Source organism: Plantactinospora endophytica (assembly GCF_016862915.1).
Lineage (GTDB): Bacteria > Actinomycetota > Actinomycetes > Mycobacteriales > Micromonosporaceae > Plantactinospora > Plantactinospora endophytica.
This window is the reverse complement of sequence record NZ_BONW01000021.1, coordinates 356,055-370,298: the sequence shown is the minus strand read 5'-3', so window position 1 is coordinate 370,298 and position 14,244 is coordinate 356,055. Positions and strand designations below refer to the sequence as shown.

General features: G+C 71.8%; 10 protein-coding genes. 6 read left to right on the top strand and 4 right to left on the bottom strand.

Translation table 11 applies throughout. The features are described 5' to 3' along the window. The first annotated feature begins 2 nt into the window (after nt 1-2). Nucleotides 3-1,595, top strand: a complete 1,593-nt coding sequence (gene thiC / locus Pen02_RS22655) for a phosphomethylpyrimidine synthase ThiC (RefSeq protein ID WP_203868087.1) — start codon at nt 3-5, stop codon at nt 1,593-1,595. A gap of 345 nt (nt 1,596-1,940) precedes the next feature. On the opposite strand, the gene Pen02_RS22650 is transcribed toward thiC, so the two are convergent. From Pen02_RS22650 to Pen02_RS22640, 3 genes are all read right to left on the bottom strand, one after another. Continuing rightward, nucleotides 1,941-5,306 (bottom strand): hypothetical protein, encoded by a 3,366-nt coding sequence (locus Pen02_RS22650; RefSeq protein WP_203868086.1) that lies wholly within the window; start codon nt 5,304-5,306, stop codon nt 1,941-1,943. A 108-nt stretch (nt 5,307-5,414) separates the two neighbouring features. Then, a complete protein-coding gene (locus Pen02_RS22645) occupies nt 5,415-6,224 on the bottom strand; it encodes an ABC transporter ATP-binding protein (RefSeq protein ID WP_203868085.1) in 810 nt (269 codons plus the stop codon). Nucleotides 6,225-6,333: 109 nt separating this feature from the next. After that, on the bottom strand, nt 6,334-7,527 hold the full coding sequence (locus tag Pen02_RS22640) for an ABC transporter substrate-binding protein (protein WP_203868084.1): 1,194 nt from the start codon (nt 7,525-7,527) through the stop codon (nt 6,334-6,336). Between the two features lie 455 nt (nt 7,528-7,982). On the opposite strand from Pen02_RS22640, the gene Pen02_RS22635 reads away from it, so the two are divergent. The 5 genes from Pen02_RS22635 to Pen02_RS22615 all read left to right on the top strand — a co-directional run bounded on the left by Pen02_RS22635 (nt 7,983) and on the right by Pen02_RS22615 (nt 13,343). After that, entirely contained in the window at nt 7,983-11,087 is a 3,105-nt protein-coding gene (locus tag Pen02_RS22635) for a sensor histidine kinase (protein ID WP_203868083.1), read from the top strand. After that, nucleotides 11,084-11,494 carry a roadblock/LC7 domain-containing protein gene (locus Pen02_RS22630; RefSeq protein ID WP_203860634.1) on the top strand — a complete coding sequence of 137 codons (411 nt, stop codon included), beginning with the start codon at nt 11,084-11,086 and terminating at the stop codon, nt 11,492-11,494. Before Pen02_RS22635 ends, Pen02_RS22630 begins: the two co-directional genes overlap by 4 nt. 62 nt (nt 11,495-11,556) lie before the next feature. Continuing rightward, on the top strand, nt 11,557-11,925 hold the full coding sequence (locus Pen02_RS22625) for a DUF742 domain-containing protein (RefSeq protein ID WP_203868082.1): 369 nt from the start codon (nt 11,557-11,559) through the stop codon (nt 11,923-11,925). Further along, nucleotides 11,906-12,550, top strand: a complete 645-nt coding sequence (locus tag Pen02_RS22620; protein ID WP_203868081.1) for a GTP-binding protein — start codon at nt 11,906-11,908, stop codon at nt 12,548-12,550. Before Pen02_RS22625 ends, Pen02_RS22620 begins: the two co-directional genes overlap by 20 nt. 73 nt (nt 12,551-12,623) lie before the next feature. After that, a complete protein-coding gene (locus Pen02_RS22615; RefSeq protein ID WP_203868080.1) occupies nt 12,624-13,343 on the top strand; it encodes an SDR family NAD(P)-dependent oxidoreductase in 720 nt (239 codons plus the stop codon). A gap of 124 nt (nt 13,344-13,467) precedes the next feature. Here Pen02_RS22615 and Pen02_RS22610 read toward each other — a convergent pair whose 3' ends face one another. Continuing rightward, nucleotides 13,468-14,244 carry an ABC transporter permease gene (locus Pen02_RS22610; protein WP_203868079.1) on the bottom strand — a complete coding sequence of 259 codons (777 nt, stop codon included), beginning with the start codon at nt 14,242-14,244 and terminating at the stop codon, nt 13,468-13,470.

Sequence of the window (14,244 nt, the reverse complement as noted above, 5' to 3'; positions counted from 1 at the left end):
TCATGAACGCTCGCCGCAAGGTGTACGTGACGGGAGCGCGGCCGGACGTCCGGGTGCCGTTCGCGGAGGTCGAACTGACCGGCGACGAACCGGCGGTCCGGCTCTACGACACGTCCGGTCCCGGGTCCGACCCGGCCGAAGGGCTGCCCCCGCTGCGCGGACCGTGGATCGCGGAACGGGACGACGTGGCCCCGGTGCGCGGCGCCGGTACCCCGCTCGCCGGCCGGGACGGTGCCCGGCCCACCCAACTGGTCTACGCCCGGGCCGGGATCGTCACCCCGGAGATGGAGTTCGTGGCGATCCGGGAGGGGATGCCGGCCGAGGTGGTCCGGGATGAGATCGCCGCCGGCCGGGCGGTGCTGCCGCTCAACGTGAACCACCCGGAGTGCGAGCCGGCGATCATCGGCAAGCGGTTCCTGGTGAAGGTCAACGCCAACATCGGTACCTCGGCCGTCACCTCGTCGATCGCCGAGGAGGTAGAGAAACTGACCTGGGCGACCCGGTGGGGCGCGGACACGGTGATGGACCTTTCCACCGGCAAGCGGATCCACGAGACCCGGGAGGCCATCGTCCGCAACTCGCCGGTGCCGATCGGCACCGTACCGATCTACCAGGCGCTGGAGAAGGTCGGCGGCGACCCGGTGAAGCTCTCCTGGGAGGTCTTCCGGGAGACCGTCATCGAGCAGGCCGAGCAGGGTGTCGACTACATGACGGTGCACGCCGGGGTACGCCTCGGCTACGTGCCGCTGGCGGTGAACCGGGTCACCGGGATCGTCTCCCGGGGCGGCTCGATCATGGCGGCCTGGTGCCTGGCGCACCACCAGGAGAACTTCCTCTACACCAACTTCGCCGAGCTGTGCGAGATCCTCGCCCGCTACGACGTCACCTTCTCGCTCGGCGACGGGCTGCGGCCCGGCTCGATCGCCGACGCGAACGACGAGGCGCAGTTCGCGGAGCTGCGTACGCTCGGGGAGCTGACCTCGGTGGCCTGGGCGCACGGCGTACAGGTGATGATCGAGGGACCGGGCCACGTGCCGATGCACAAGATCAAGGAGAACGTGGACCTCCAGCAGGAGCTGTGCCACGAGGCACCGTTCTACACGCTTGGCCCGCTGACCACGGACATCGCCCCGGCGTACGACCACATCACCTCGGCGATCGGTGCCGCGATGATCGGCATGTTCGGTACCGCGATGCTCTGCTACGTGACCCCGAAGGAGCACCTGGGGCTGCCGGACCGGGACGACGTCAAGGCGGGGGTGATCGCGTACAAGATCGCGGCGCACGCCGCCGACCTGGCCAAGGGCCACCCCGGGGCGCAGGCGTGGGACGACGCGCTGTCGAAGGCGCGGTTCGAGTTCCGCTGGGAGGACCAGTTCAACCTGTCGTTGGACCCGGAGACCGCGCGGGCGTACCACGACGCCACCCTGCCGGCGAGCCCGGCCAAGACGGCGCACTTCTGCTCCATGTGCGGGCCGAAGTTCTGCTCTATGAAGATCACCCAGGAGCTCAAGGAGTACGCCGCCCAGGGCATGAAGGAGAAGTCGACCGAGTTCCTGGCCTCGGGCGGCAAGGTGTACCTGCCGATGGCCTGATTCTCCCGCCCGCTGCCCCTACGGCCGGCTCCCGCCCGCTGCCCCTACGGCCGGCTCCCGCCCCGCTGTCAGCGTTGCTCCCTGCCAGCCGTTGTTCCTGCCAGCGGTCGCGCCGCCGTCCTCCGCCCTACCCGTGCTCGCGCCGCCGCCGTCCTCCGCCCGCCTGCCGCCGTCCTCCGCCCGCCTGGGTGCCGAGACGCTCGACCTGGACACCAGATGCGCTACCGGGTCCGGGTAGCGCACTTGGTGTCCAGGTCGGCGGGGGCAGGTGCCTGCTCGGCGGTGGCCGGGGCGGTCGGTCGGCGGCGGGGAGTTGGGCGGTGCGATGGTGGGACGGTGGGATGGTCAGTCGGCGGCGTGGCGGCCGGTCGAGCGCAGTGAGCGCCGGACGCTCCGGTCCAGTGCGGGGTCGTCGCCGGCCGGGTCGGGCTCGCTGAGCCCGCTCACCCAGTCGACGTACTCCTCGTCGCGGGCCGGAACCGGCTCTTCCGAACGGTTGCGACCCTTCGACTCCCGCTGTTTGGACTCGCCCTTGCCGGTGTCGATGGCGCCGGTCTGCTCCGGGTCGGTCGCGTTGCCACCTTTGTTGCGCCGGAAGAGACCGCGCCGGATCCGACCGGTCGGCCGCTCGGCGTCCCCGGTGCCGGCATCAACACCCGCGCCGGTGCCGGTGCTGTGGGCGGGGGTGGTTTCTGCCTCCGCTTCGGGCGCCGGTGCCGGGTGGGGTGCGACCGGCGGCGACACGTCCTGAACCGGTGGCGCCGGGACCGGGGCATCTCCGGAGACCACCGGTACGGACGGCATCTGCCCCGTCCGGGCCACCCCAGCCGCACCCGATCCGGTCCGGTTGCCGGCCATCCCGCCCGGCTCGCTCCAGGTCCTGGCCGTTCCACCCGACTCGGGCCAGTTCCCGGCCGCTCCTCCCGGCTCGGGCCAGTTCCCGGCTGTTCCAGCCGACTCGGTCCAGGTCCCGGGTGTCGTACCCGATTCGGTCCAGGTCTTGGCCGTTCCACCCGGCTCGGGCCAGTTCCCGGCCGTTCCACCCGGCTCGGGCCAGTTCCCGGCCGTTCCACCCGGCTCGGGCCAGTTCCCGGTCGTGTCACCTGACTCGGTCCAGGTCCTGGCTGCTCCTCCCGAGTCGGTCCAGTTCCCGGTCGTTCCACCCGGCTCGGTGCGGCTCGGCGGCGTGTCGTCCGGCCCGGCCGGGGTGCCGGCTGGTCCCGCCGACGTCCGGCCCGGCTCCGCCAGGATCCCGCCGAACTCGATGACGATCCGAGGCGGTGGCGAGAGGGACGTGGCCGGCCCTGCCGCAGGTCCGCTCGGGTGCGGCCGGTCGTCGTCGACCCGCGCGGCGCCCTGCCCACCCGTTCCGGTCCGGCCGTCGCTGCCAACCCCGCTGCTACCGGTCGCGCCACCGACCGCCGGGGCGGCAGGCTCGGTCGACGGTTCATGCCGGTCGGGGCGGGGGCGGCTGACCGGGGCGAAGGCGTCCCAGCTGGCGCCGGTAGGGGCGGGTGTCACCGGCGGCAGGTCGACGCGGGCCGACCACTGGGCGGCGGCCGGCAGGCTTCCACTCCGGTGCGTGTCGCCGTCGCCGGTGACCGGCCGCTCCCCGGTCGGGGTACCCCCGGAGGTGGGGCCGGCGGCCGGCGAGTGCACCGGATCGGCTGCTGCCGGCGGCGGTGCGGGTGCCGGTGCCGGCTCCGGTGTCACCGGCGGCGTCGCCGCTGCCTGCACTGTCGGCTGCGGCGCCGTCGGCCAGAAGTCCTCGGTACGGAACCGTCGCGCCCCGGCCCAGCCGGCCGGCAGCCCGGACTCCGCCGAGCCGGTGGCCGGTCCGCCGCTCGCCGGGCTGACCGGTCCAGTGTTCGTGAGGCCGGCTGGCCCACCGCTCGCCGGGCTGACCGGTTCGGTGCTGCTCGGTCGCCCGCCAACGGGTTCGGCCGGCGCCGAGCGGGTGAACTGCTCGGTGGGCGTCGACCAGGTGAACTGCTCGGTGGGCGCCGGGTACTCCGCCGAGACGCGGGGCGTCGGGATTCCGGTGGTGGTGTCGAACGACCAGGTGCCCGAGCTTGGCATCTGTGCCCGGACCGGTCCGCCGGAGCCGCTGCCGGTCCACTCGCCCTCGGTCTGCTCGCCGCCGATCGGGGCGGGCGTCCAGTGGGGGGTGGCCGCCGCCGTTCCGCTGGCCGGATCGCCGCCGGTACGGCTGTCGCCACCCGCGGATTCGGTCCCCGGGATGTGGGTACGCCACGCCGCGTCGGCCGAGGCGGCCCCGGTCGTGGCGCCGCCCGTCGTGGTGTTGCTGGTCATGGTGCCACCTGTCGTGGTGTCGCCTGTCGTGTGAGCCCCGGTCGTCGTGTCACCGGCGGTGGTGTCACCGGTCGATGTGTCACCGGTGGTGGTGTCACCGGTCGTGTTGTCGCCGGTCGTGGCGGCCCCGGTGGGGGTGTCGCCTGTCGTGTGAGCCCGGGTTGTGGTGTCGCCGGTGGTGGTGTCACCGGTCGGGGTGCTGCCGCTCGTGTCGCCGCCCCAGGACGGAATCGGAAGTGTCGTGCTGCCGGGCCAGCTCGGTGCGGTGCTGGTGGCGTCGTTCGGCGTGCCCGCCGTCGGGAGTACCTCGGTCGGCGGGTCGCTGCTGTCCGCACCGGCCGTCGTCGTCGCGGCACCGCCCGGCGGCGTCGTGCCGGCGGCACCGGTCGGCGTCCCGGCTCCGGACGGGTCGGCGTCGACCGACGAGTGGGCGCCGACGTACGGCGGGGCGCCGGTGGACGAGCCGACTTCAGCGGATGCCGAGGCTTCGGTGGATACCGGGGCTTCGGTGGGGGAGTTGGCTCCGCTGGTCTCGGCCGGGTCGGTGCTGGTCAGTGGCCAGCGGGCCGTCGCCGCCAGCACCGAGCCCAGCGCTCCCGCACCGAGGGCGATCAGTGCTCCCCAGTACGGTGCCGCCTGGTAGGCGTCGGTCGAGTTCCCCTTGCCGGCGACCACGTACGCCAGCGCGAGCATCGCCGGCCCGGCCACCCCGGAACTCGCCACCACCGGCAGCGGCAACTCCCGCCGTCGGGCCAGCGCACCGGTCAGCGCGCCTGCGACCAGGGCCAGCGCCGGCATGGTGACGACCGCCAACCGTTGGCTCGTGCCGGCGCCCAGCCAGGTCGGATCGACACCGCCGAGCCGGATGGCCGGCAGCGGATCGGTGGGGCCGAGCGAGGGCAGCACGGAGAGTAGGGCGAGGAACCAGACGGCGCCGGTGATCGCTCCGACGTTCCAGGCGACCGGACGGTAACTGAGCACGGCCAGGGTGGCGGCGAGCCCGACCAGCGCGCCGAGCGCCGCGGCCACGCCGGCCAGCGTCACCGGGTCGGCCGAGGCGACCTGGGCGGTCCGGGCCGGCTGCATACAGAGCGGGGCGACCGCAAGCGCGCCGAGGGCGGCCACCGCCGAGATGGCGGCGCGGCTGCCGAGGACGCTGGGCAGGGAGTACCGGCGGACGAGCTGGTCGGCGACGATTCCGCCGAGTACTGCCGCCACCATGGCGAACCAGCCGACCCAGACCAACTGGGCGGGCCACTGGTTCACCGCAGCCCCGTCGAAGCCGCGGTTGAAGCGGACGAGGCCCAGCCCGTACGCCATCCCGAGCTGGCCGGCGCCGCTGACTAGCCCCACGAGGAGTGCGGCGAGCAGCACTCTGCCCCAGGTCCGGTAGGCCATGCGGGGCACGTTACGCACTCGGTCGGCCGGCCCGCCACCCTGGGGCGTACGCGGGCCGGCGGTAGCGCGACCCGCCCGGTGTGCTACCCAGCGTGACTGACCGCCGGGTCAGTGCTGTTGGTCACCCTGGCCGCTGCCGCTGAGCGCCAGGCCGGGGCCGCCCTCTGGGTGGTCGAGCAGGAGTTCGTGCAGCTCGGCGCTGGCCCGGGCGACGTCCTCGAAGTGCGCGTTGCGGCCCAGGGACCGGGGGCGGGGGATGTCGATGTCGAGCACCTTGCGGATCCGTCCCGGCCGCGGGCTGAGTACGACGACCCGGTCGGCGAGCAGCACCGCCTCGTCGATGGAGTGGGTCACGAAGAGGATCGTCGCCGAGTGCTCCATGTGAATCCGCTGGAGTTCGACCGACAACTCCTCCCTGGTCAGCGCGTCGAGTGCGGAGAACGGCTCGTCCATCAGCAGGACCTTGGGCTGCTGGATCAGGGCCCGGCACAGCGAGACCCGCTGCTGCATCCCGCCGGACAGTTCGTGCGGGAGCCGCTTCTCGAATTCGCTGAGCCCGACCATCGCCAGCAGGTCGCGGGCCCGGTCCCGGTGCGCGGACTTGCTCCAGCCGAAGATCTCGGTGGGCAGCATGACGTTGTCGAGCACCGACCGCCAGGGCAGCAGCGCCGGGCGTTGGAAGACCATGGCGATGTCCCGCCGTGGCCGGGCGACGACCTCGTCCGCCACCCGGATCTCGCCCGCGCTCACCGGCAGCAGGCCGGCCACCAGCCGGAGCAGGGTCGACTTTCCGCAGCCCGAGCGGCCGACCACGGCGAGGAACTCGCCTTCGGCGACGTCGAGGTCGATGCCCCGCAGGGCCTCCACCGCGCCGGACCGACCGCCGAAGGTCCGGGACACCCCGGAGAGTCGGATCATCGCTTGGCCACCCCATTCGACAGGTCGACAGTGCCGACAGGCTATCCCGGACGCCTGCCGGCGGCGAGGAGTCGTTCCCCGCCGCCGGGCGGCGTTGTCGATCGCCGGCTCAGCCGGCCAGCCGCCACCGGCCGCCACGGGCGACCAGCAGGGTCAGTGCCTGGGGCATCAGCCCCGAGTGGTTCTCCGGGGTCATCCGGATCGGGCCGGAGAGCCCGTCGGTCTCCGCGGTCTCCAGCAGGGCGCGGATCCGGCCGCGGTCCGGCGTCCCGTCCTTGTCGCCGGCCCGCAGCGCCGCGTCCACGATCAGTTGTAGGGCGTCGGCGGCGAACGAGGAGTATCCGTAGTAGCCGCCGAACCGGGCGGTGTAGTCCCGGAACCACTGCTTGCTCGCCGCCTTGGCCGGGGTCGTCGCGATGACGTCGTCGATCACCATCGTCTGGGTGAAGACCATCGTGGTGTTCTCCGCCGCGCTCCCGCTGTTGCCGATGAAGAGGTCACCGGCGGCCACGGCGTCGAAGAAGACGTGGCCCTTGAAGCGTTCCTTCTTCAGGCTCCCGATCGCCAGGTTCGCCTGGTCGGCGGGGGCCCACACGATCACCGCGTCGGGCTCCTCGGCGACGATCGCGGCGACGGCCTGGCTGACGTCGGTGTCGGTGTGCTTGACCGCGCGGCTGGCGACGATCGGGATGTCCGTCTCGTCCTCCTCCGGGCCGACGAGTTCGGTCCGCAGGAGGCCCTCGCCTTCCTGGCCGTACTCGTCGGCGGTGCGCAGCAGTCCGACCGACTTGACCTTCCGGCTGCGGAGTTCGGCGGCGATGGCGGCCACGTTGTCGCGGGCGTTCGGGCCGAGTCTGAACATGTATTCCCGGTCCTGCCCGGACGCTACGGCGCCGGCCGGGGCGAGCGCGATCGTCGGAACCTGCTTGCTCCGGACCGTCTTTGTCGCACCGATGGCACATACGTTGCAACTGCCCATGATGATGCCGCTGATGGCCGGATTGGCGGTGAAATCGCCGATGTTGGTTGCCGAGATGCTCTGGTCGAACTTGTTGTCCCGGACCTCGAGGCGTACCTTGCGGTCGCCGAGCGCACCGGACTCGTTCAGTTGCTCGACCTTCAGTTGCAGGGCCCGCTGGTAGGCATTACCCACCTGTGGGGCGGCGCCGGACAACTCCAGGTCGGCGCCGATCACGATCTCTCCGGACGCCTCGTCCGGCGCGCCGAACTGGCAGCCGGTCAGCGAGGTTGCCAGGATGGCCGACGCGAGCAGCGCGGGTATCGCGGAGCGGATGGGCCTCAACTCAGTCCTCCAGGTATCCGGCGCGGGTGGGGGGCTTGCCCGGCCGCCGATCTAGTCGTCCACAATGGATCGGCAACGATCTGCCGTACGGTTCACGCGAAGCCTTCAAACCCGCAAAACCTTGCCAATGCCGGCCGCCCGGGTCAAGCGCTGGATAGCCGGCCGGTTTCGGGATGACGGGTCTCACATAGTGATAAGAGGGGGTACGGGTGCGGGATAACTTTCCAGATACAAGCGACCACTCTAAAGATATATGTGCTGATCAGAGACTTGGCGGTCCGTCGATCTTCCGGCCCCGAGGGTAGTAGACGTCCCATGATGGACCTTTGCTGCCCTCCCGTCGCTTCCCAAAGCGGCCTTCTTCTGATGAAATCGCGGCCGTGCCGCGTGCGGCTCGATCCGCTGCAGCAGGCATCGGTCGACGGGTCACGTAATGAAACGACGGAGGCGATGTCGTGAGCACCGGACCTACGACCCTGCCCGCAAAAGGTCTGCGGGGGGGCGCTGCACCACGCCGCTGGCTTCCCCGGCTACGGGACACCCGAATCCGGTCCAAGCTCGCGTTGCTGCTCGTCGTGCCCGTCGCCGCGGTTCTCGCGCTCGCCACGATCCGACTGGTCGACATCGGACAGGGCGCCTACCAGGCCGGCGTACTGCGGTCGCTGACCGAGCTTTCCGCCGACATCTCGGCGCTCACCCAGGACGTGCACAAGGAGCGGATCGCGGCGGCCCGGCTGCTCGCCAAGTCGCCCGACATGAAGCGCGAGGCGTTCGAGGCGTACGTGCAGCGCACCGATGCCCGGATCGCCGCGTACAACGACCGGCGCGCGCAGGTGAGTGACGTACCGGGCTCGGTCGAGGACCGGCTCCGGGTCATCGACGACCGGCTGGCCACGCTGAACAGCACCCGGCAGGAGGTGCAGGAACGCGCGCAGATGCCGCCCGGCGAGGCCACCCTGCGGTACGGGATGATCATCGGCGAACTCGTGGCGTACGGCGAGGCGCTCGGCCAGATCTCCGGTGAGAGCGCGGTCGGCGACAGCCTGCGTACCCTCTCCGCTCTCGCCCAGGCCAAGGAGGCCGTGGCCGAAGAGGAGGCGGTGGTCTACAGCGCACTGGCCCCCCGCAACGTGCTGGACCAGGAGCAGTTCTCCGCCTTCATCGCCACCCTGACCAGCCAGCAGGAGGCGCTGCTGGCCTTCGGGGCCTCCGCCACCGCGCAGCAGGAGGCGGTGGTCACCGGTGCCGTCACCGGCGACGCGGTGATCCTCGCCGACAAGGTCGCCCGGGACCTGAGCGGTTCCGTCGGGCGGCCGGCACCGGTCAGCGCGAGTTCGGCCGCGATCGCGATCGGCTCCATCAACGACCTGATGCGCTGGGCGGAGACGCAGCTCGAATCCGACCTGCTGGACCAGGCCGACCAGGCCCGGTCCGAGGTCGTCCAGCAGGCCATCCTCGAATCGATCGTCGTACTCCTCACGCTGATCGCCGCGCTCGCCCTGGCCGTGGTACTGGCCCGGTCGCTCAACCAGTCGCTGCGCCGGCTCCGCGAGGGTGCGCTCTCGGTGGCCAACCACGACCTTCCGGAGGCGGTCCGCCGGCTGCGGGACGTCGGCAACATCGGCGACGGTGGTGTCGACGAGATCGTCCGGCAGGTCCGGGATCCGATCCGGCTGAACAACAAGGACGAGGTGGGCCAGGTCGCGCTGGCGTTCAACGTCGTACACAAGGAAGCGGTCCGGATCGCGGCCGAGCAGGCCGCGCTGCGGACCAGCGTCTCGGCGATGTTCCTCAGCCTGGCCCGCCGAAGCCAGACCCTGGTCGACCGGATGATCGGTGAACTCGACGCGATCGAGCGGGGTGAGGAGGACCCGAAGCGGCTGGCCCAGCTCTTCGAGCTCGACCACCTGGCCACCCGAATGCGCCGCAACGACGAAAACCTGCTCGTACTGGCCGGTGCCGACTCGACGGCGCCGCGCCGGGAGGACGCGCTGCTGATCGACGCCCTCCGGGCCGCCCAGTCCGAGGTGGAGCTCTACAACCGGATCGAGTTCGGCACGGTCGACCCGGACATCTCGGTCGCCGCGCACGCGGTCAACGACGTGGTCCGACTCGTCGCCGAACTGCTCGACAACGCGACCCGCTTCTCGCCGCCGCACACCACCGTCGTCGCCGACGCCCGCCGGATCCGTGACTACGTGCTGATCCAGGTGGAGGACCGGGGACTCGGGCTCAGCGAAGAGCAGATGGACGCGCTGAACCGTCGGCTGGCGGCCCCGCCCGCCGTCGACGTGGCGGCCTTCCGGCTGATGGGCCTCGCGGTCGTCGGTCGGCTGGCGCACCGGCACGAGATCCGCGTCGACCTGCGCCGCAACGTGGAGGGCGGCACGGTCGCCCAGGTGACCCTGCCGGCCAGCACCGTGGTGCTGCCCGCGCCTCGCGGCCGTGACCAGATTCTCGGCCGGCCCCGGCAGCCGCTCGCCGTCGAGCAGGCGCCGGCCGCGCCCACCCAACCGTCGAACGGTCCGGCCTGGCAGGAGACGCTCTCCCCGGTCGGCGCGTCCCGCAACGGCACGCTGACCGACCAGTGGCGCAACGCGGGAACGAACCAGTGGCAGACCGGCGGCAGCCCGGCGGGCGCGATGCCGGCCGGCACCGGTGCGGCGATCAACAGCCAGTTGACGGCGAGCCAGCTACCGGCGATGCCGAACCCGGCGTACCAGCAGAGCATGACGCCGACGTACCAGGCTCCGGCGTCGACGGCTCCGCCCGCGCACACCGGTTTCGCCGGTTCGACCGGGGTCACCTCGCCGACCGTGCAGTACCCGACGGTCGGGTCGGCGCTGCCGCAGCGCGGCGCGGCCGGTGCCGGCCCGGCCGCGCACGCCATGTCCCCCGCGGTCTCGGCCCCGTCCGGTCTGCCCTCCGGCCCGGTCGCCGGTGCCCCGGTCAGTGCGGCCTCCGCGGTCGCGCCCCGGGTGGAGGACACCGGCGAGGCGCCGATCTTCCGCGAGATGGAGGCGGTCTGGTTCCGTTCCCACGGATCGGACTCGACCGCGATCTTCACGGTGCCGCCGGGCGGCTACCAGTCGCCTCCGGCACCGGCCGCGCCGTCGTCGGCGACGCCGGGTCGCGCTCCGCTGGCCGCCCGTTCGCCAGGGCGATCCGCGCCGCCGCCGGCCCCCTACGCACCACCGACACCCGCCGCCGTACCGGCGCCGGCCGCCGCGCCGCCGGCCGCCCCCGCGCCGCCGCCGGCCGTGCCGACCGCCGGGTCCGAGGGATCCTGGCAGACGGCTGCCGACGAGGGCTGGGCCCGGGCAAGTCGGGCGGCGGAGCCGGCCAGCGCCGGCACCACCCGGTCCGGTCTGCCCAAGCGGGTACCCCAGGCACAGTTGGTGCCCGGCGGTGTCGAGCCCAAGAGCGGGCGCGATCGGACCAGGCGTACCCCGGACGAGGTGCGCGGTCTGTTGTCGGCCTACCACCGTGGCGTACAGCGCGGGCGGACGGCCGGTTCCGAGCAGAACGGCACGATCCCAACCAAGGAGACCAGCGGATGAACAGGCCAGCAGCGATGCAGGACATGGGTTGGCTGCTCAGTAACTTCGCCGACAGCGTCGCCGGCATCGCACACGTCGTGGCGGTCTCCGCGGACGGCCTGCTCCTCGCCTCCTCGCGGGACCTGCCGGCGGACCGGGCCGACCAGCTCGCGGCGATCACCTCCGGCGTGGTCAGCCTGACCGACGGCGCCTCCCGGATGTTCAGTGCGGGTGGGGTGCTGCAGACCGTCATCGAGATGGACAGTGGATACCTGTTCCTGATGTCCATCAGCGACGGCTCCTCGATGGCCGTGCTGGCCGCCCGGAGCTGCGACGTCGGCCAGGTCGGCTACGAGATGGCGCTGCTCGTGGAACGGGTCGGTGCGGCGCTCGTGCCGCTGCCGCGCGAGGCTGTCTCGCGTCCCTAACCTGGCTGATCAAGGATGGCATCGGTGCAGCCGCGACTCGACTCTGAGGAGGTGACCACGGTATGGAGGGACGACGCGATGACCCGCGTGGCGCGCTCGTCCGACCGTACGCGGTCACCCGCGGCCGTACCGAGGCCCGGCTGGAGATCGCGCTCGAGGCGGTGCTCGTGGCGAGCCCGGCCGCGGTCGTGGAGTCCAGGTTCGCCGGCCATGACAAGCACCGCATCGCCACGATCTGCGAGGGCCGGGCGCAGTCACTGGCGGAGATCGCCGCGTACACCCGGCTGCCGTTGGGTGTCGCCCGGGTGCTGGTCGCCGACATGGTGGCGGACAGCCTGCTGACGCTGCACAGTGCCGCTCCACCGTCTGAGGCGTACGAGGAGCGGATGGAACTGCTTGAGAGGGTGCTAAGTGGACTTCGCAGGCTATGACCCGGCCAGGCCGCGTCGCGGCGGCGGCGGTGGTGGCGGTGGTGGAGGGATCACCTCCGCGAAGATCGTGATTGCCGGCGGGTTCGGTGTCGGCAAGACGACGCTCGTGGGTGCGGTCTCGGAGATCACCCCGCTGACCACGGAGGCGGTGATGACCGCGGCGGGTGTCGGCATCGACGACCCCTCCAAGGTGCCGGGCAAGGAGACCACCACGGTCGCCATGGACTTCGGCCGGATCACCATGGCCCAGGACCTGATCCTCTATCTGTTCGGCACGCCCGGACAGACCCGGTTCTGGTTCATGTGGGACGAGATCATCCGTGGTGCGGTCGGTGCGGCGGTACTTGTCGACACGCGGCGGATCACCGACGCGTTCGCTCCGCTGGACTACTTCGAGAACCGGCACCTTCCTTACGTGGTGGCGTTGAACTGCTTCGACGACGCCCCGCAGTACGAGGCGGAGGAGGTACGCGAGGCGCTCGCCATCGCCCCGCACGTTCCGCTGGTGATGTGCGACGCCCGGCACCGCGAGTCGGTCAAGCACGTGCTGGTGAACGTGGTACAGCACGCGATGGCGACGCTGCGCGCGGAGCACGGCCGGGGACAACCCACCCCGGTCGGCTGACCCTCGTCGTTCGCAGGTTTGCCGGGCCCGGGGAGGCTCCGCGGTTCAATCCTGCACAACGAGAGGGACAGAAATGCCACAGCACGATGGCCCCGATGGCGGCTCCGTAGTCGTCATCGGGGGTACCTCCGGCCTCGGCCGGGACGTGGCCGAGCACTACGCCAAGCGGGGACTCGAGGTCGTCATCACCGGGCGCGACACGGCCCGGACCGAGGCCGTCGCCGCCGAGATCGGTGGCCGTACCACGGGCGTCGCCGTCGACCTCGCCAAGCCCGAGACCATCGCCGCCGCACTCGCCGGAATCGGCGGGATCAAGCATCTTGTCCTCTCCGCGTTCGTCCGGGACGTCAACAAGGTCTCGGACTACCAGATCGACCGGGCGGTCAGCCTGGTCACGGTGAAGCTGGTCGGCTACACCGAGGTGGCACACACCCTCGCGTCGAGGCTCTCGCCGACCGGGTCGGTGCTGCTCTTCGGCGGCGGTTCCAAGGACCGGCCGTTCCCTGGCTCGGCAACGGTCTCCACGGTGAACGCCGGGGTGGTCGGCCTGGTCAACGTGCTCGCCGCCGAGCTGCGGCCGGTACGGGTCAACGCCCTGCACCCGGGCATCGTCGGGGACAGCCCGTTCTGGGCCAAGCAGCCGGCCGAGGTGCACGAGACCTACACCGCGCGTACCCCGACGGGTCGGCTGACCACGATGGCCGACGTCACCGACGCCGCGGTGTTCCTGCTGGAGAACCCGGCCGTCAACGCGGTCAACCTCGACCTCAACGGCGGCGCCGGACTGGCCTGACCCCGGCGGGCGGACCACCGTCGGCGTCGGCCGCACCGGTGGTCCGCCCGATCGGCGGTGCGCGGCGGTGGTCCGCCCGGCCGTCCGGACCCGGTGGCCCGGGTCGCTCAGCGGGCGGCCACCGTCAGGCGGCGATCTTCCGGGCCCACGGCACCGCGAACCGCTCGGCCACCACCACCGCGTAGAACAGGGCGATGCCGAGCAGCCCGGCCAGGGTGATCGCGGCGAACGCCAGCGGGGTGTCGAACGACTGCTGGGTGCTGTAGATGATCGATCCGAGGCCGGCGTTCAGGGTCTGCAACTCGGCCACCACGGCACCGATAAGCGAGAGCGTGATGCCGAGCTTCAGCCCGACGAAGACCTGGGGCAGCGCCCACGGCAGGCGTACCTTGAGATAGGTCTTCAGCCGGGACGCCGACAGCGACCGGGTCAGTTCGTAGAGGTCGGCCGGGGTCGAGGTGAGGCCGGCCATGGCGGCCACCATGATCGGGAAGAACGCGATCAGTACGACCAGGGAGACCTTGGTCCGCGAGTCGTACCCGATCCAGAGGATCAGCAGCGGGACGAGGGATACCTTCGGCACCGCGTTGAACGCCACGATCATCGGCAGGGTGGCCTGCTCGACAAGACGCGAACTGGTCAGCAGCAGTGCGGCGAGCATCCCGCCGGCCGCCGCGAGGCCGAAGCCGACGAGGGTGCCCCAGAGCGTCGCCCAGGCTCCCTCGAACAGGTAGGTGGGCTCCCGTCGGAAGGCGTCGACCACCTCCGGCGGGCTCGGCAGGAACAGGGTCTCGATGTCGAAGACGATGGTCGCCAGCCACCACAGGGCGATCGCGACGATGGTGCCGGCGATCGGCAGGGCCGTCCGGGCGCCGGGGGACAGTTCACGCCTACCGGTCAT

What these genes read in the sequence shown, in the direction of transcription:
- Pen02_RS22630 (WP_203860634.1), top strand. Translation starts at nt 11,084, where the DNA reads ATGAACAGGCCAGCAGCGATGCAGGACATGGGTTGGCTGCTCAGTAAC.
- Pen02_RS22650 (WP_203868086.1), bottom strand. Translation starts at nt 5,306, where the DNA reads ATGGCCTACCGGACCTGGGGCAGAGTGCTGCTCGCCGCACTCCTCGTG.
- Pen02_RS22625 (WP_203868082.1), top strand. Translation starts at nt 11,557, where the DNA reads ATGGAGGGACGACGCGATGACCCGCGTGGCGCGCTCGTCCGACCGTAC.
- Pen02_RS22645 (WP_203868085.1), bottom strand. Translation starts at nt 6,224, where the DNA reads ATGATCCGACTCTCCGGGGTGTCCCGGACCTTCGGCGGTCGGTCCGGC.
- Pen02_RS22610 (WP_203868079.1), bottom strand. Translation starts at nt 14,244, where the DNA reads ATGACCGGTAGGCGTGAACTGTCCCCCGGCGCCCGGACGGCCCTGCCG.
- Pen02_RS22615 (WP_203868080.1), top strand. Translation starts at nt 12,624, where the DNA reads ATGCCACAGCACGATGGCCCCGATGGCGGCTCCGTAGTCGTCATCGGG.
- thiC (WP_203868087.1), top strand. Translation starts at nt 3, where the DNA reads ATGAACGCTCGCCGCAAGGTGTACGTGACGGGAGCGCGGCCGGACGTC.